The sequence below is a fragment of the Micromonospora carbonacea genome, from assembly GCF_014205165.1.
Classification (GTDB): Bacteria; Actinomycetota; Actinomycetes; order Mycobacteriales; family Micromonosporaceae; genus Micromonospora; species Micromonospora carbonacea.
The window spans coordinates 4504216-4520733 of the sequence record NZ_JACHMZ010000001.1 but is presented as its reverse complement, the minus strand read 5'-3'; the positions used below and the strand labels follow the sequence as shown (position 1 = coordinate 4520733).

Genomic DNA, 16518 nt, shown 5'->3' with positions numbered 1-16518 from the left:
GAAGTGAATCGGGCCCGAATCAAAAAGCGTGGTCGGCATCGATGTATAGGGATGCTGTTTCGGCGGGGTCGCCCAATCCGCACGGTCCGTGCCGCAATTCCAATTCCGCCCGGGCCCCGGCGGCCCGGCGACCGCCCGCCGGCTCGCGGAATAGCCGCGCCCCGCCCGAGGCGTCCGGCCCCGCCCCGGCGCGGGTCCTGCCTGGCCCGCCTGCCCGCCGGTGCGGCGGAACCCGGGTCGCGGTGGGCGTCGCGCGCCACGGCTAGGGGTTGTGCCGGGCGATAGGCGCAGCCTAATTTCGGGGCACCCGCAGCACGCGGGGATGGCCGGATATGGGGCTACCCGCACCCATGACGCGAAGGGTTCTGTGGCCGCGATGTCCCTGCCACCGCCGAGCCTCGTCGGCGCCCTCGACAGAGGTTAGGGCGGATGACACTGCTGCCGGCGTTACGCGCCTCCGGCGCGGACCGCCCCGACGCCGTCCGGGTGGCCGGGCGGACGCTCTCCAGCGAAGCCCTGCTCGGCTGTGTCGACGCGGTCGCCGACCGGATCCGGGGCGCCGCCGCCGTCGCGGTCGACGCCACCCCCAGCCTGGAGACGGTCGTCGCCATGGTCGGCGCGGTCCAGGCCGGCGTGCCGCTGGTGCCCCTGCCGCCCCGGGCCGACGGTCGGGAGCGCGGCCGCATCCTGCGGGAGTCCGGCGCGACCGTGCTCCTTGGCGGCGACCCGTCCGACGCCCCCACCCGGGCCGTCGGCGCCGGGCTGGCCACCGTCCCCGTCGACCTGAGCGGACGCTCCTCGGCCCCCCAGCCGGAGCCGCCCCCCGACGCCGACGCGGTGATCCTCTACACCGGCGGCGCGAGCGGGCCACCGCGGGGCGTCCGGGTCTCCCGCCGGGCCATCGCGGCGGACCTGGACCTGCTGGCCGACGCGTGGCGGTGGAGCGGCGAGGACGTCCTCGTCCAGGGCGCCCCGCTGTTCCGGGCGTACGGACTGGTGGTGGGCCTGCTCGGCGCGCTGCGCGTGGGCAGCCGCTTCGTCCACCTCGACCGGGACGCCGCCGCCGGCCCGGTCGGCACCATGTACCTGGCCGTCCCCTGCCAGTGGGCGCGCATCTCGCGGGACCGCCCCTGGGCCCGGTCGCTGTCCGGGGCGCGGATCCTGGTCTCCGCCGACGCCCCGCTGGCCCCCGCCGTGACCGAACGGCTCCGCCTGCTCACCTCGCACTCCCTCATCCAGGGGTACGGCACCACCGAGACCCTGATCGCGGTGACCGGGCGGGCCGACGCGCCCTGCCCCGCCGACGTCGCCGGGACGCCCCTGCCCGGCGTGCAGACCCGCGTCCTCGACCGCGACGACCGGCCGGTGCCGGCCGACGGCGAGTCCGTCGGCGAGCTGAGCATCCGGGGCCCGACGCTGTCCAGCGGCTACGTGGACGGGCGCGGGCGGTGCGCCGACCCGGCCGGCTGGCACGCCACCGGCGACCTCGCCACCGTCGCGGCCGACGGCTCGCACCGGATCCTCGGGCGGCGACGGACGGACGTGGTGCACGGGCGCGCCCGGCGGGTCCACGCCGGGCAGGTCGAGGAGGTGCTCCTCAGCTATCCCGGGGTCCGGGACGCCGCCGTGGTCGGCACCCCGCACGCGGCGCAGGGCGAGCAGGTCACCGCGTACGTGGTCGCCGCCGAGGGGCTCACCGCCCAGGCGCTCATCGACCACGTGGGCCGCCACCTGTCGGCCGGGCAGCGGCCCCGTCGGGTGCACTTCGTCGACGAGCTGCCGCGCAGCGCGCAGGGCCGGATCAGGAAGTCGCTGCTGATCGCGGCCGGCTGACCCGCGACGCCCCTACGGCACGGGCGGCGGCGTCAGCCCTCGACCCAGCCGTGCCGCCGCGCCAGCGCCAGCATCCGGGCGCGCACCGCCACGATCTGCGCCCCGGTCAGGTCCGGCACGGAGACCAGCAGCGCCTCGGTGGTCTCGGTGACGAAGGACCGCTCGGAGAGCACGTCGCAGAGCCCCTCCTCGTCCTCGATCCCGCCCTCGCCCGACTCGTGGCCGCGCCCCGTCGACGGCGCGACCGTCCGCAGCGGCGCGGCGCGCTCGCCGGCCACGGCGGGCCCGAGCACGCGCACCGTCAGCGCCTTCGGGCCGCGCTCGTTCTCCACCGCCTCGTATTCCACCGGGACGCCGGGCCCCAGCGCCCACTTGTCGCCGTCGACCGTGTTGGCGTGCACGAACACGTCGTCCCCGCCGCCGTCCGGAGCGATGAAGCCGTAACCCCGCACCTCGTCGAACCGGACCACCCTGCCAGTCAGCATCGCCACCCGCATTCCTCAGACCAAAGACCACTACACACCCCCGGCCAACCGGGCCGGGGCACCCCTCAGGGTGACATCCGCCCCCGCCGCCCTCCACCCGTACCCACCCCTATCGGCGAGTCGCGCCCGATCGAGGGACGGCGCGGGCCGCCGCAGCGGCCTAGCATCGGCGGCTGTGATCGAGCAGATCCTGCCTGCGGCCGCGGTGGTGGCCGAGGCCTTCACCGACCCCGCCGGCCTGACCCTGTTCCCCGAGGAGGAGCGGCTCGTCGCCAACGCCGTCGACAAGCGCCGCCGGGAGTTCACCACCGTGCGGCACTGCGCCCGCCGCGCGCTGGGCGAGCTGGGCATCGCCGAGACGCCGATCGTCTCCGGCGCGCGCGGCGCCCCCGTCTGGCCCGCCGGGGTGGTCGGCAGCATGACGCACTGCGAGGGCTACCGGGCGGCCGTCGTCGGCCGGGCCACGGCGCTGGCCACCCTCGGTGTCGACGCCGAGCCGCACGCGCCGCTGCCCGAGGGGGTGCTCGACGCGATCGCGCTGCCGGCCGAGCGGGCCCGCACCGCCGCGCTGGCCGCCGCCCACCCCACGGTCTGCTGGGACCGCCTGCTGTTCAGCGCCAAGGAGTCGGTCTACAAGGCGTGGTTCCCGCTGACCGGCCGGTGGCTGGACTTCGCCGAGGCGGACATCGCCGTCGACGCCGGCGGGACGTTCGTCGCGCGCCTGCTGGTGCCCGGCCCGGTCCTCGGCGGCGTCCCGGCGACCGCCTTCCATGGCCGGTTCCTGGTCGAGCGGGGCCTGGTGCTCACCGCCATCGGCATCCCCGCGGCCGCCGGCTGAGCCCCGCCGTCGGGCGGCGTCGGCGCCGCCTCCCGCTCAGTCCGCCGCCAGCCTGGTCTTCTGCACCTTGCCCAGGGCGTTGCGGGGCAGCGCGTCGACCAGCCGCACCTCGCGGGGCCGCTTGTGCGCCGACAACTGGCGGGCCACGAAGTCGATCAGCTCCGGGCCGTCCACCCCGTCGCCCACCACGTACGCGGTGACCTGCTGGCCGAGGTCCGGGTGCGGGGTGCCGACCACGGCGGCCTCCCGGACGCCCGGGTGGGCCAGCAGGGCGTCCTCCACCTCGCCGGCCCCGATCCGGTACCCGCCGCTCTTGATCAGATCCGTGGCGGCGCGGCCGACGATCCGGTGCCACCCGTCGGGGCCGATCGTGGCGACGTCGCCGGTGCGGAACCAGCCGTCCGGGGTGCGGGTCGCCGCGTCGGCGTCCGGCCGGCCGAGGTAGCCGTCGAAGAGGGTCGGGCCGGCGACCTGGAGCTCGCCCATCGCCTCGCCGTCGGCGGGCAGCGCCGCGCCGTGCTCGTCGGCCAGCCGGGTCCGCACCCCGGGCAGCGGCACGCCGACCGTCCCCGGCCGGCGCGGCCCGTCCGCCCGCGCGCTCACCGTGATCAGGGTCTCGGTCATCCCGTACCGCTCGACGGTCTCGTGGCCGGTGAGCGCGGCCAGGTCCGCGAAGACCGCCGCCGGCAGGGCCGCGCTGCCCGAGACGAGCAGCCGCGCCGGGCGCAGCGCCCGCGCCGAGTCCGGGTCCGCCGCGATCCGGGACCACACCGTGGGTACGCCGAAGTAGACCGTGCCGCCGGCCGCCGCGTACCGCTCGGGGCGCGGCCGGCCCACGTGGTGCAGCCGGCTGCCCAGCCGCAGCGGCCCCAGCACCCCCAGCACGAGGCCGTGCACGTGGAACAGCGGCAGCCCGTGCACCAGCAGGTCCTCGGGCGTCCACGCCCAGGCGTCGGCGAGCCCGTCCAGGCAGGCGGCGACCGCCCGCCGGCCGATCACCGCGCCCTTCGGCGCACCGGTCGTGCCGCTGGTGTAGAGGATCAGCGCGGTGGCGGCCGGGTCCGGCTCGGGGTGGACGGTGTCCGACCGCCGCGCCAGGTCGACGGGGATCACCGGCGGGCCCCCGTCGCCGGCCGGCCGGTCGCCGCCGGCCGGGGCGAGCAGCGCCGTCGCGCCGGAGTCGCGCAGGATGTGGTCCCGCTCCAGCGGCCCGGCGTCCGGCGGCACCGGCACGACCGCCGCGCCGGCCAGCAGCGCGCCGACCACCCCGACCACCGTCTCCAGGGTGGGCGTCGCCTCGACGGCCACCCGGTCCACCCCGCCCAGGTCGTCGGCGACCGCCGTGGCGAGCCGGCGCAGCTCCACCCAGGACACGGCCCGGTCGTCGACCCGGACCGCGCCCGGACGGTCGTCGGCCGACTCGGACAGCCAGCTCAGCAGCGGCATGTGGACGCACCTCTCCACCGGTAGGGTTCGCGGGGACGCCGGCCGGTCGGGCCGTCGCGGCGGACCCGGCCCGGCGGGTCCCGGCGACCCGACGCTAGCCGGGGCGGTCGTCGGCGGGCCACCCCTACGGCCTGTGCCGGCGTGTCGGGTGCGTGCGTGTGCGGGGAGGTGACGCCGGTGGCGGGTGCGGCGGAGCGCGGGCCCGGGGGAGTCCGGGCGGTGGTCCTGGACCTCGACGGCGTGCTGGCCGACAGCCTGGCCGTGGCCCGCGAGGCGTTCGCCCTCGCGTACGCCGAGGTGGTCGGCGGCGGCGTCGCGCCCGTCGACGAATACTGCCGCCACCCGGGCCGCTACCTGCCCGACGTGCTGCGGCTGATGGGCCTGCCGGCGGCGATGGCCGACCCGTTCGTGCGGGAGAGCAACCGGCTGGCCCACCTCGTCACGCCGGTGGACGGGGCGGCCGGGGTGCTCGGCGCGCTGCGCGGGCGCGGGATCGGGCTGGCCGTGGCGACCGGCCGCAGCGGGGTGCGTGCCCGCGACCTGCTGGGCCGGCTGGACCTGCTGCGCCTGGTCGACCACGTCGTCGGCTCCGACGAGGTGGCCCGCCCGAAGCCGGCGCCGGACATCGTGCGCCGGGCGCTGGAGCTGCTCGGTGTCGCGCCCGCCGACGCGCTGATGGTCGGCGACGCGCCCAGCGACCTGGCCAGCGCCCGCGCGGCGGGGGTCCGCGCCGTCGCGGCGCTGTGGGGGGAGTCCGACCCGGCGACCCTGCTCGCCGCCGGCCCGGACGTCGTCCTGGCCGGGCTGGGGGAGCTGCTGCCGCTCTGCGACCCGCGCCCCGCCCCCGACGCGTCGCCGGCCGCCCGGCCGGCGACCGGCGGCGACGGGCTCGCGGCCCCGGGCGTCGGACCGGGCGGGGTCGACGGACACGCCGGGTGACCGCCCGGCACCCCTGCCGACCGGTCCCGATCCCGGTCGGCACCCCGATCCGTCAGCCGATGAGTTGATTCGGGCCTCGGTTGGCCGGATGATATCCGGCGTCGACCGCCCGTGCGCCGGTCGTCGTCCGACCCGTGGCCACGACCGCACCGTGGCCCCGCACCCACGTCCCCAGCACCCCGCCACCCCATCCCCAGCCCGCGACACCACCCAGCACCCAGACGCCGCGATTCCCCGAGGGCCCGCCCTCGCCGGCCGGCGATCCGCACGCGACGGAGGACCACGCCCATGCCGGTCATCGAGGTCGAGCACCTGCACAAGCGGTACGGCGACAAGATCGCCGTCGACGACGTCTCCTTCACCGTCGACCAGGGCGAGATCTTCGGCGTGCTCGGCCCCAACGGGGCGGGCAAGACCACCACGGTCGAGTGCGTGCAGGGGCTGCGCCGCGCCGACGGCGGCACCGTCCGCGTCCTCGGGCTCGACCCGGTCCGCGACCGCACCGAGGTGCGCCAGCGCGTCGGCGCCCAGTTGCAGGAGAGCCAGCTGCCCGACAAGCTGCGCGTACGCGAGGCGCTCGACCTCTACCGGTCCTTCTACCGCAACCGGGCCGACATCGACGGGCTGCTCGACGACCTCGGCCTGGCCGCCCAGCGCGACACCGCCTTCCACAAGCTGTCCGGCGGGCAGAAGCAGCGGCTGTCGGTGGCCCTCGCGCTGGTCGGCCGCCCCGAGATCGCCATCCTCGACGAGCTGACCACCGGGCTCGACCCGCAGGGCCGGCGGGACACCTGGGACCTGGTCGAGCGCATCCGCGACCGGGGCGTGACGGTCGTGCTGGTCACGCACTTCATGGAGGAGGCCGAGCGGCTCTGCGACCGGCTGGCCATCATCGACACCGGCCGGGTCGTGGCGATCGACACCCCCGCCGGCCTGCTCTCCCGGGTGGGCACCGAGCACCGGGTGCACTTCCGCCCGCTCGACCCGGTGGACGACGCCCTGCTCGCCGCGCTGCCCGAGGTGACCGGGGTGCGCCGCACCGGCGACGAGGTCACCGTCACCGGCCCGGAGCAGGTCCTCCAGACGGTGCTGTCGGCCCTGGCCGAGCGGCAGGTCCGCTACGCCGGCCTGCGCGTCGAGCAGCCCACCCTGGACGACGCCTTCGTCTCGCTGACCGGCCGCGCCGCCCGGGCCACCACCCCGCCGTCGACCGACGAGAGGTCCTCGTGAACGCCCTGTCCAAGCTCATCGCCGTCGAGGCGAAGCTGTTCCTGCGCGAGCCGGTGTCGCTGTTCTTCGTCTTCGCCCTGCCGCTCGGCCTCATGCTGGTCTTCGGGCTGCCGCAGCGCGGGGCCTCCGGCGGGGACGCCGGGCAGCACGGCGAGCTGACCTTCCTGCCGGCCCTCGCGCTGGCCCTTACCATCGGCATGCTCGCCCTGTTCACCCTGCCGATGGCGCTGGGCATCTACCGGGAGCGGCGGGTGCTGCGCCGCCTGGCCACCACCCCGGTCAACCCGGCCCTGCTGCTCGTGGCGCAGGTGGTGGTCAACCTGGTGATGGGTGTGGCCGGCGCGGTGGTCACCGCGGTCGGCGTACGCTTCCTGCTGGACCAGCCGGCGCCGGCCAACGTGCCCGCCTTCGTGTTGGCGTTCCTGCTCGGCGTGGCCTGCCTCTTCGCCGTGGGCCTGCTCATCGCGGCGCTCGCCCCGTCGGCGCGGGCGGCCCAGTCGATCGGGCCGGCGCTGTTCTTCCCGCTGCTCTTCCTCGCCGGCGCCTGGCTGCCGCGCGACCAGATGCCGGCGGTGCTGGCCCGCATCGGCGACTACTCGCCGCTCGGGGCCACCGTGGACACGCTCGCGGCGGCCTGGGCCGGCGACAGCCCGGCGTGGCCGCAGCTGCTCGCCCTGGCGGTCACCGCCGTCGTCGGCAGTGTCCTGGCCACCCGCTTCTTCCGCTGGGAGTGAAAGGAAGGGCCCCCTCTTAACGCCTCCGGTAGAGACGGGTTCCCTTCTCACCAGCGGCCTACGCGGCACCCGGCCCGCTAGGGGGTCGCTAAGGGTGTTCGGTGAGTGTGATCTGGATTACGTTCGAGGCGGACGGGGGTCGTCGCCGACCGTCGGGAGGGCGTTTCTCCCGCCGCCCGTTCCGCCTGCCGCGGAACGGGGTGTCGCCCCCCGTTCGGTGATCCGCTCCGCGCAGCGACCGGCGCGTCCGAGGCGGAGCGACGAGCGACGGAGGTCGTGCGATGACAGTTTCCGAATCCGCCCCCACTGTCCGGACGGCGAACCCCATCGTCAACGATGACGACCGGATCGCCTGGTCGGTGCCGGCCATGACCCTCAGCGGCGAGGCTGCCGGCATCATCGACGTCGTGCTCGAGGGCGGGCCCGCCAACCTGCCGACCGAGCTGCGCAGCCACCGGGTCTCCCCGGTGGAACACAAGATCAAGGTACGCCACTACGGGGGCTACGAGCACTTCGAGCGGGACTCCGGTGGCGGCGAGGCGCCGGTCGTCTTCCGCTGGACCGGCCGCACCCGGATCGCCGAGTAGGCGAGGCAGCGCCCCGCGGCCGGCGCGGCCCGCGGCGGGCCGCGCCGACCGCCGGCGGCTCAGGGCCGTCGGGGGAGAGCACCGGCGGCTCAGGGCCGGTCGGGCGCGAGCCGGTGGGTCAGCGCCGTGTGCCGGCGACCGGTGCCGGCCGTCCGCACCGCGATGGCCAGCGCCCTGCGCGAACCGGCCAGCACCACCAGCTTCCGGGCCCGGGTGACGGCGGTGTAGAGCAGGTTGCGCTGCAACATCGTGTACGCCCCCATGGTCACCGGCACCACCACCGCCGGATACTCGCTGCCCTGCGACCGGTGCACCGTGATCGCGTACGCGTGCTGGAGCTCGTCGAGCTCGTGGAACTCGTACCCGATGTCCTCGTCCTCGTCGGTGCGCACGGTCAGGGTCTGCTCGTCGGGGTCCAGGGCCGTGACCACGCCGACGGTGCCGTTGAACACCCCGGCCGCGCCCTTGTCGTAGTTGTTGCGGACCTGGATGACCTTGTCGCCGACCCGGAAGACCCGCCCGCCGTGCCGCCGCTCCGGCGCGTCCTCGCGGTGCGGGGCGATCGCCTGCTGGAGCAGGGTGTTCAGGTTCCCGGCGCCGGCCGGCCCGCGCAGCATCGGGGTGAGCACCTGCACGTCGCGGGGGCGCAGCCCGAACCGGCGCGGGATCCGTCGGGTCACGATGTCGACCACCTGCTCGGCGGTGACCTCCGGCTCGTCGCTGGGGAAGAGGAAGAAGTCGGGGTGCTCGCCGAACACCGGGGCCTGACCGGCGTTGATCCGGTGGGCGTTGACCACCACGCCCGACTCCTGGGCCTGCCGGAAGATGCGGGTCAGCCGCACCCGGGGCACCGTCCCGGCGGCGAGCACGTCGCGCAGCACCTCACCCGCGCCGACCGACGGCAACTGGTCGACGTCGCCGACCAGCAGCAGGTGTGCGCCGGGCGGCACCGCCTTGACCAGCTTGTTGGCGAGGATCAGGTCGAGCATGGACGCCTCGTCGACCACCATCAGGTCGGCGTCGACCGGGTTGTCCCGGTCGAAGGTGGCGTCTCCGCCGGGGCGCAACTGGAGCAGCCGGTGCACGGTGGTCGCCGGGTGGCCGGTCAGCTCGGTGAGCCGCTTCGCCGCCCGGCCGGTCGGCGCGGCCAGCACGATCTTCGCCTTCTTCGCCGCCGCCAGCTCGATGATCGACCGGACGGTGAACGACTTGCCGCAGCCGGGGCCGCCGGTCAGCACGGCGACCTTCGAGGTCAGCGCCAGCCGTACGGCCTGCTCCTGCTCGGGGGCCAGCTCTGCCCCGGTGCGGGCCTTGAGCCAGGCCAGGGCCCGGCCCCAGTCCACGCCCGCGAAGGCCGGCATCCGGTCCGCCCGGTCGGTCAGCAGCCGGACCAGGCTCGCCGCGAGGGCCGACTCGGCCCGGTGGAACGGCACCAGGTAGACGGCCGGGATGACCGCGCCCTCGCTGCTCGGGTTCGGCACCGCCTCGCCGACCACGCCGTCCTCGGTCGCCACGAGGTCGGCCAGGCCGGCGGCGACCAGGTCCGCCGGGACCTCCAGGATCGCCGCGGCGTCGGCGACCAGGTTCGGCTCGGGCAGGTAGCAGTGCCCGCCGTCGGCGGCCTCGGAGAGCGTGTACCGGATGCCGGCGCGGACCCGCTGGGGGCTGTCGTGGGGGATGCCCACCGCCTTGGCGATGTTGTCGGCGGTGCGGAACCCGATGCCCCACACGTCGGCGGCGAGCCGGTAGGGGTCGTCGCGCACCACGGCGATGGACTCGTCGCCGTACTGCTTGAAGATGCGCACGGCGTGCGAGGTGGAGACGCCGACGCCCTGGAGGAAGACCATGACCTCCTTGATGGCCTTCTGCTCCTGCCAGGCCGCGCCGATTGCGGCGGTGCGCTTGCGGCCGAGGCCGTGGACCTCGATCAGCCGGCCGGGCTCCTCCTCGATGACGCGCAGCGTGTCCACGCCGAAGGCGGCCACGATCCGGGCCGCCATCTTCGGGCCGATGCCCTTGATCAGGCCCGACCCCAGGTAGCGCTCGATGCCCTGCACGGTCGCCGGCAGGACGGTGGTGCACTGGTGCACCTCGAACTGCCGCCCGTACTTCGGGTGCGAGCCCCACCGGCCGACCAGCCGCAGCCGTTCGCCGGGCTGCGCGCCGGGCAGGGCGCCGACCACGGTGAGCAGGTCGTCGCCGGAGCGGTCGGTGGCGACCCGGGCGATGGTGTACCCGGTCTCCTCGTTGACGTACGTGACGCGTTCCAGCACCGCTTCGAGCACGGCGCCGCGTGCGGGGGTGGCGGGGCCGGCCGGGGGCGCGGCGGCGCGGGCGGCGGCCGGCGCGGGTGGGGTGGCGGACATCGTGACGATGATGGCAGAACGCCCGCCGTGACCCGTCCCGCCGGTCCGGGTTGCGGTCCGGTCCGGCGGTCGGGCCCCGGTGCCGGCGGCGCGGCGGCCCGGGCGGAGTCGGCGGCGCGGCGGCGGGAGTGCGCCCGGTCGGCGGCCCGGCGGCCGGGTGCGCCGGGTCAGCGGCGGGCGGCGACCAGCCCGCCGTTGCGGCGGCGGTGCCGCCAGTACAGGTCGCGCCGGGCCCCCTTCGGGAAGCCGGGCTGCCACGGCTTGATCGGTCCGGCCGGGTGGAGCACCGCCGAGTCGGAGAGCTTCCCGCCGAACTCGGGCTCCAGCCGCCAGGCCATCAGGTCGTTCCACTGCCGGGGCAGCCGCAGCCAGTTGTCGTACACGGCGTAGTTGAGGGCGTCCTGGTCCGGATACCGCGACTCGTGGGCGTGCCGGGTGAGGTACGCCAGCGCCTTCTCGGTGACCTCGCACTCCCGCCACCGGTGCACGTCGATCAGCAGCACCCCCGAGTTGAAGTAGGAGGCCCACGGGTCCAGGTCGCGGTAATCGGCGAGGCCGGGGATTCCGCCCATGTCGAGCAGCCGCCGGTTGAACGGGTCCCGGACCGCGCCCAGCGGGACGCCGCCCAGGTCCACGTCGAACAGCGGGGCCAGGCTGTTCGTGCACATCGTGTCGCAGTCGAGGTAGAGGACCCGCCGCACCTCGTCGGGAAGCGCGGCCGGGACCAGCAGGCGCAGGTACATCGCCGGGGACAGGTAGGCCATCACGGGGTCGCTGCCCTTCGGCAGGTTCACCACGGACGTGTCCACCCGCAGGTACTCCACGGTGGCGTCGGGCCCGGCCGCCCGGCCGAGGGCGGCGCGGGCCGAGGGGCTGACGTCGTCGGCCGCGATGAGCCAGTAGCGGACCGCCTGGCCCGGGTTCGACTCGGCGACGGTCGACATGACGACCGCCGCGTGGGCCGCATACGCGGCGTCGAAGGTCAATGTGAGTTCCACGTGCTCTCCTCCGCACAGGCTGAGCGTAAACTCCGTGAAATGTAAGTACGGAATTCGTTTTCGGCAAGGAGATCGCGCATTCGGTAACCCGTAATCTGAGTCGCGTGCGAGGTGGGATCAATCGACCCCAGAATTGACCCCTGAATCATCCTTAAGTGCTGGACTCGGCCGGCCGCGTACGGTCCGTGAGGATTCCTCGCATAGCTCGGCGTCGTTGTCCCGACGGATCAGGGCAGCGGCCGGCAGATGTCCCGGGCGTGGTCGGTCACCGCCGCGCCGACCACCGTCGCCTCCAGCGGCAGCACCTCCAGGCAGCGCCGCACCGCGGCCGCCATCAGCGCGTTGGGCACGCGCATCGACAGCGTGCAGTGCGGCACCCAGCGCCCCGGCCGGTAGTGCTCGGCCACCGCGATCCCGGCGGCGGCCAGCCGGTCGTGCACGAGCGCCTGGTGGGCCAGCAGGCCGGCCGTGGGCGACGGGCCCAGCCAGAGCACCCGGCCGACGAACTGCCCGGCGTGCCGGAACGACAGCCGCAGCGGGGCCGCCACCGTCGTGCCGGCCAGGGCGTCGGCCACCCGGTCCGGGTCCAGCCGCGGGGCCACCGCGAGCGACACGTGCGGGCGGTGCCGCCGCTCCAGCAGGCTGCGCATGCTCTGCACGCCCTCGGACTCCAACGCGTCCCACAGGACCCGGATCCGCCGGGTCGCGTCGGTGTCGAGATACAGCTCCAGCGCGGCGACCACCCGAACACCCTAGGGCCGGGCCCCGCCGCGCCGGCCACCAGGTTTGGCCGCCCGCCCCTGCGGTACTGGCGTGGGGACCGCACACCCGACCGAGGAGGAAGCGCGTGGAGATCAGCGACGTACTGACCGAGACCTACGGCCGGCTGCCCGCCCTGGTCCGCGCCGCGGTCGACGGCCTCACCCCGGAGCAGCTACGCCGCGCGCCCGCGCCCGGCGCGAACCCGGTGGGCTGGCTGGTGTGGCACCTGACCCGGGTGCAGGACCACCACGTCGCCGACGTGCTCGACGCCGAGCAGATCTGGGTCACCGGCGACTGGGCGGGCCGGTTCGGGCTGCCCGCCGACCCGGACGACACCGGCTACGCGCACACCCCGGAGCAGGTCGCCGCCGTCGCGCCGGAGAGCGCCCGGGCGCTCGTCGACTATCACGACGCGGTCGCGGAGCGGACCCGGGGATTCCTGGCCGGGCTGCGGCCGGCGGACCTGGACCGGGTGGTCGACGAGGCGTGGGACCCGCCGGTGACCCTCGGGGTCCGGCTGGTCAGCATCGCCGAGGACGACCTCCAGCACGTCGGCCAGGCCGCCTACGTCCGGGGCCTGCTGCTCACGGGACGATGACCGCGCGCCCCTCCACCGAGCCGTCCCGCAGCCGCCGATAGGCGTCGACCGCCTGGTCCAGCGGGAACGTGGTCGTCTTCGGCCGCACCAGCCCTCGGGCGCCCAGGTCGAGCACCTCGATCAGCTCCGGCCGGCTGCCCCAGTAGGTCGTCTGGATGCTCACCTCGTACGGCACGGAGAAGAACGACACCGGCAGCGTGCCGCCGGCGATGCCGACGATGGTGAGGTCCCCGAGCGTACGGGCGGCCGCCGCGCCGAGCCGCAGCGTGGCGTCCGCGCCGACGAAGTCGAGGACCACGTCCGCGCCCCGCCCGCCGGGGGTGGCCCCCCGGATCTCCTGCGCGGTCTCCTCGCCGGAGCGCAGCGTCAGGTCGGCCCCGTACTCCTCGGCCAGCTTGAGCGCCTCGGGCCGGGTGTCCACGGCGATGACGCGCGCCGCCGTGGTGGCCTTCAGGATCTGCACGCCGACGTGGCCGAGGCCGCCGACACCGATCACCACCGCGGTGCTGCCGGGCGCGAGCTTGTGCCACGACCGGCGGATCGCGTGGTACGGGGTGAGGCCCGCGTCGGTCAGCGGCGCGGCGTGCAGCGGGTCGAGCCCGTCGGGCAGCGGCACGACGTGCCGGGCGTCGGGCACCAGCTCGTACTCGGCCATGCCGCCGTCCAGGCCGAGGCCGCCGCCCCCACCGGGCACCGGCGCGGCGGCCGGGTTCTCGCAGTACGGGTCGACGCCCACCCGGCAGCGGTCGCAGGAGCCGCAGCCCCACGCGCCGTAGACCGCCACCGGCTGACCGACCTCTAGGCCGGTCACCCCGGCGCCGAGGTCGTGCACCCAGCCGGCGTTCTCGTGGCCGAGGGTGAACGGCGGGTTCCAGGGCACCGCCCCGGCGTCGAAGTCGTGCATCAGGTGCAGATCGGAGTGGCAGGCCCCCGCCCCGCCGATCCGCACCACCACCTGACCGGGGCCGGCGGTGGGTTCGGCCACCTCGACCAGCTCGGGTTCGGACTTCCAGCCCGGCAACCGCAGCGCGCGCATGGGTCTCTCCTGTTCCATCGCTCGGCTCGTGCCGTCGGCGTGCCCGTTCGACGTCCGGACAAACGGCCGCCGCCGCGCCCGGCCCGGACGCGCCGGCCGGAATTCACCCGGACCGGGTGACCCGGGATCACCCGCCGGGCGGGGACGCTCCGGAAACGACCTGTGTCGTCCGGGAGGGGGAGGGCCGATGACCGCATCCGCCGCGGATTACCTGGCCTGCTGGGTCGGGGGACGCCACGAGGACCTGCCGGACACCGTCAGCGGCACGGTGCGCCTCGACATCCGCGACGACGGCAGCACCGACCACTGGTTCCTCACCATCGGTGACCAGCAGGTCGGGGTGAGCCGGTCGGCGGAGGCGGCGGACCTCGTCGTCGCGGGGGACCGGGAGGTGTTCGACCGGATCGTCGCCGAGGGCACCCACATCGGCGCGGCGCTGGTCCGCAACGACGTCACCGCCCAGGGGGACCTGCGGCTGCTGATGCTGCTGCGCCGGCTCCTCCCCGGCCCGCCCGACGCCCGCCACCCCCGCGAGGTGGCGGTCAGGGCGGCCGCGGCGCGGGGTGCGTCGGCGTCGCACGGGGGTGAGCGGCCGTGAAGCAGGAACTGGTCAACGTGCTGACCGGCAACTCCTTCGCGGTCAGCGACGCGCAGGGCGACATGACGCCCGATCCGCTCGCGCCCATCGGCCTCTTCTCGTTCGACACCCGGTTCCTGTCCCGCTGGGTGCTCACCATCGACGGCAAGCGGCTGAAGGCCCTGTCCCGCGACGAGATGACGTACTTCGAGACGAGGTTCGTGCTGGTTCCCGGCGCGGCGAGCCACTACGTCGACGCCGACGTCTCGGTGATCCGGCACCGGTCCATCGACGACAGCTTCAACGAGCGGATCGTGGTGCTCAACCACTCGGCCGAGCCGGCGGACTACACGGTGCGGATGGAGATCGCCTCGGACTTCGCCGACACCGCCGAGATCAAGGAGCCGAGGGAGCGGCGGATCGTCGCCGTGCCGATGTCGGCCGAGGGGCAGCTCCGGCTGACCTACCAGCGGGAGCGGTTCGGCCGGGAAACCGTCGTCTCGTCCACCGCCCCCGTGGAGGTGGACCCCGACGGGATGACCTTCCGGATCCGGGTCCCCCCGAACGGCTCGTGGACGACCGACCTGAACATCGGCATGGTCCTGCGGGGGGCGGGGGCCCGGGACCTGCGGTCCAGCCTGGAGGCCCACCGCGAGCAGGTCCGCCGGGACATGCGGGAGGACCTGCGCCGCTGGCACGAGCGTGCCCCGAAGCTGGTCGCCGAGCACGACGGGCTCCGCGCGGCGTACGAGGGGAGCCTCGACGACCTCGCCGCGCTGCGGTACACGCCGTTGTCGATCCCGGACAAACTGCCGGTGGGCGGCCTGCCGTGGGCGATGGCGCTGTACGGCCGGGACGCCCTGATCACCTGCCTGGAGACGCTGCCGTTCACCCCGGAGCTGGCCCCGCCCACCCTGCGGCTGCTCGCCCTCGGCCAGGGCGGCCGGCTCGACGACCACCGCGAGGAGGAACCCGGCAAGATCGTGGCCGAGTACCGCTACGGCGAGAACGCCGTCTTCGGCGAGTCACCCACCTACCTGCACTACAGCGCGGCCGACACCACCCCGCTGTTCGTGATCCTGCTCGACGAGTACGAGCGCTGGTCCGGCGACGCGGACCTGGTCCGCGAGCTGCGCCACCCCGCCCGGATGGCGCTGGACTGGATCGACGAGTACGGCGACATCCTCGGCGACGGCTACGTGCGCTACCAGCGGCGCAACACCCGCACCGGGCTGGAGAACCAGTGCTGGAAGAACTCGCCCGGCGCGATCGTCGACGCCGAGGGACGCGCGCCGGCGCTGCCCCGCGCCGTCTGCGAGGTGCAGGGGTACGCGTACGACGCGAAGCGGCGCGGCGCGCGCCTGGCCCGCGAGTTCTGGGACGACCCCGTGTACGCCGACCGGCTGGAACGGGAGGCGGCGGAGCTGAAGGCACGGTTCAACCGGGACTTCTGGCTGCCCCACCGCGAGTACTACGCGCTGGCCCTGGGGCCCGACGGCGAACCGGTCGACGCGCTCGCCTCCAACATGGGGCACCTGCTGTGGAGCGGCATCGTCGCCGAGCAGCACGCCGAGGCGGTGGCCCGGCATCTCCTCGGGCCACGGCTCTTCTCCGGCTGGGGGGTGCGGACCCTGGCCGACGGGCAGCGGGCCTACAACCCGGTCGGCGCGCACCTCGGCTCCGTGTGGCCGTCGGACAACGCGATCATCGCGGCCGGGCTGCGCCGGTACGGCTGCGACGAGGCGGCGGCCCGGATCGCGGCCGGCATCTTCGACGTCGTGCAGATGCTGGGCAACCCGGTGCCGGAGGTGATCGCCGGCTACCACCGCGACCTCACCCGCTTCCCTGTCCAGCTCCCGCACGCCGGCCGACCCCAGTCGTGGTCGTCGGGCGCGCTGCTGATGCTGCTCGGCACCGTCCTCGGGCTGGCGCCCTGCGGCGAGAACCTGCTGGTCAACCCGGCGCTGCCGAGGGGCGCCGGGCGGATCGAGCTGCTCGACGTCCCGGGCCGCTGGGGGCACGCCGACGCGTACGGCCGCGACCGCACGCCGGGCGACCGGGCCCGCCACCCCGGCTGACCCCACCCGGC

Annotated in this window: 15 protein-coding genes; 9 read left to right on the top strand and 6 right to left on the bottom strand. The window is 75.3% G+C overall.

Annotated features, from left to right (window positions below):
• The first annotated feature begins 429 nt into the window (after nucleotides 1-429).
• Entirely contained in the window at nucleotides 430-1833 is a 1404-nt protein-coding gene (locus HDA31_RS19320) for an AMP-binding protein (RefSeq protein WP_178064106.1), read from the top strand.
• Between the two features lie 32 nt (nucleotides 1834-1865).
• On the opposite strand, the gene HDA31_RS19315 is transcribed toward HDA31_RS19320, so the two are convergent.
• Nucleotides 1866-2318: a cold-shock protein gene (locus HDA31_RS19315; protein WP_074476007.1), complete on the bottom strand. Its 453-nt coding sequence runs from the start codon at nucleotides 2316-2318 to the stop codon at nucleotides 1866-1868.
• A 175-nt stretch (nucleotides 2319-2493) separates the two neighbouring features.
• On the opposite strand from HDA31_RS19315, the gene HDA31_RS19310 reads away from it, so the two are divergent.
• Entirely contained in the window at nucleotides 2494-3156 is a 663-nt protein-coding gene (locus tag HDA31_RS19310; RefSeq protein ID WP_178064107.1) for a 4'-phosphopantetheinyl transferase family protein, read from the top strand.
• A gap of 36 nt (nucleotides 3157-3192) precedes the next feature.
• On the opposite strand, the gene HDA31_RS19305 is transcribed toward HDA31_RS19310, so the two are convergent.
• Complete coding sequence (locus tag HDA31_RS19305) at nucleotides 3193-4602, bottom strand: acyl-CoA synthetase (RefSeq protein WP_178064108.1); 1410 nt, start codon at nucleotides 4600-4602, stop codon at nucleotides 3193-3195.
• Nucleotides 4603-4770: 168 nt separating this feature from the next.
• Between HDA31_RS19305 and HDA31_RS19300 the strand changes: the two genes are divergently transcribed.
• From HDA31_RS19300 to HDA31_RS19285, 4 genes are all read left to right on the top strand, one after another.
• On the top strand, nucleotides 4771-5541 hold the full coding sequence (locus tag HDA31_RS19300) for an HAD-IA family hydrolase (RefSeq protein ID WP_219825091.1): 771 nt from the start codon (nucleotides 4771-4773) through the stop codon (nucleotides 5539-5541).
• Nucleotides 5542-5829: 288 nt separating this feature from the next.
• A complete protein-coding gene (locus tag HDA31_RS19295; RefSeq protein WP_074475777.1) occupies nucleotides 5830-6771 on the top strand; it encodes an ABC transporter ATP-binding protein in 942 nt (313 codons plus the stop codon).
• Complete coding sequence (locus HDA31_RS19290) at nucleotides 6768-7505, top strand: ABC transporter permease (protein ID WP_074475778.1); 738 nt, start codon at nucleotides 6768-6770, stop codon at nucleotides 7503-7505. The genes HDA31_RS19295 and HDA31_RS19290 overlap by 4 nt, the downstream gene beginning before the upstream one ends.
• A 281-nt stretch (nucleotides 7506-7786) precedes the next feature.
• The gene (locus HDA31_RS19285; RefSeq protein ID WP_246384528.1) at nucleotides 7787-8092 is read left to right on the top strand and encodes a DUF5988 family protein; all 306 of its coding nucleotides are present in this window, start codon (nucleotides 7787-7789) and stop codon (nucleotides 8090-8092) included.
• 89 nt (nucleotides 8093-8181) lie between these two features.
• On the opposite strand, the gene recD2 is transcribed toward HDA31_RS19285, so the two are convergent.
• The 3 genes from recD2 to HDA31_RS19270 all read right to left on the bottom strand — a co-directional run bounded on the left by recD2 (nucleotide 8182) and on the right by HDA31_RS19270 (nucleotide 12199).
• The gene (recD2, locus tag HDA31_RS19280; protein ID WP_246384529.1) at nucleotides 8182-10458 is read right to left on the bottom strand and encodes an SF1B family DNA helicase RecD2; all 2277 of its coding nucleotides are present in this window, start codon (nucleotides 10456-10458) and stop codon (nucleotides 8182-8184) included.
• Between the two features lie 167 nt (nucleotides 10459-10625).
• Entirely contained in the window at nucleotides 10626-11456 is an 831-nt protein-coding gene (locus HDA31_RS19275) for a glycosyltransferase family 8 protein (protein WP_178064110.1), read from the bottom strand.
• A gap of 227 nt (nucleotides 11457-11683) precedes the next feature.
• Nucleotides 11684-12199, bottom strand: coding sequence for a 2'-5' RNA ligase family protein (locus HDA31_RS19270; RefSeq protein ID WP_178064111.1), 516 nt, complete (start codon nucleotides 12197-12199; stop codon nucleotides 11684-11686).
• Nucleotides 12200-12303: 104 nt separating this feature from the next.
• On the opposite strand from HDA31_RS19270, the gene HDA31_RS19265 reads away from it, so the two are divergent.
• Entirely contained in the window at nucleotides 12304-12816 is a 513-nt protein-coding gene (locus HDA31_RS19265; RefSeq protein ID WP_178064112.1) for a mycothiol transferase, read from the top strand.
• On the opposite strand, the gene HDA31_RS19260 is transcribed toward HDA31_RS19265, so the two are convergent.
• Nucleotides 12803-13852, bottom strand: a complete 1050-nt coding sequence (locus tag HDA31_RS19260; RefSeq protein ID WP_074475782.1) for an NAD(P)-dependent alcohol dehydrogenase — start codon at nucleotides 13850-13852, stop codon at nucleotides 12803-12805. The genes HDA31_RS19265 and HDA31_RS19260 overlap by 14 nt on opposite strands.
• A gap of 187 nt (nucleotides 13853-14039) precedes the next feature.
• On the opposite strand from HDA31_RS19260, the gene HDA31_RS19255 reads away from it, so the two are divergent.
• The gene (locus HDA31_RS19255) at nucleotides 14040-14450 is read left to right on the top strand and encodes an SCP2 sterol-binding domain-containing protein (RefSeq protein WP_178064113.1); all 411 of its coding nucleotides are present in this window, start codon (nucleotides 14040-14042) and stop codon (nucleotides 14448-14450) included.
• A complete protein-coding gene (locus tag HDA31_RS19250; protein ID WP_178064114.1) occupies nucleotides 14447-16507 on the top strand; it encodes an amylo-alpha-1,6-glucosidase in 2061 nt (686 codons plus the stop codon). The genes HDA31_RS19255 and HDA31_RS19250 overlap by 4 nt, the downstream gene beginning before the upstream one ends.
• Nucleotides 16508-16518 lie beyond the last annotated feature (11 nt).

Excerpts from the sequence above, each read along its gene's own strand:
- HDA31_RS19305 (WP_178064108.1), bottom strand. The coding sequence starts at position 4,602 with ATGCCGCTGCTGAGCTGGCTGTCCGAGTCGGCCGACGACCGTCCGGGC.
- HDA31_RS19285 (WP_246384528.1), top strand. The coding sequence starts at position 7,787 with ATGACAGTTTCCGAATCCGCCCCCACTGTCCGGACGGCGAACCCCATC.
- HDA31_RS19295 (WP_074475777.1), top strand. The coding sequence starts at position 5,830 with ATGCCGGTCATCGAGGTCGAGCACCTGCACAAGCGGTACGGCGACAAG.
- HDA31_RS19315 (WP_074476007.1), bottom strand. The coding sequence starts at position 2,318 with ATGCTGACTGGCAGGGTGGTCCGGTTCGACGAGGTGCGGGGTTACGGC.
- HDA31_RS19255 (WP_178064113.1), top strand. The coding sequence starts at position 14,040 with ATGACCGCATCCGCCGCGGATTACCTGGCCTGCTGGGTCGGGGGACGC.
- HDA31_RS19260 (WP_074475782.1), bottom strand. The coding sequence starts at position 13,852 with ATGCGCGCGCTGCGGTTGCCGGGCTGGAAGTCCGAACCCGAGCTGGTC.
- HDA31_RS19320 (WP_178064106.1), top strand. The coding sequence starts at position 430 with ATGACACTGCTGCCGGCGTTACGCGCCTCCGGCGCGGACCGCCCCGAC.
- recD2 (WP_246384529.1), bottom strand. The coding sequence starts at position 10,458 with ATGTCCGCCACCCCACCCGCGCCGGCCGCCGCCCGCGCCGCCGCGCCC.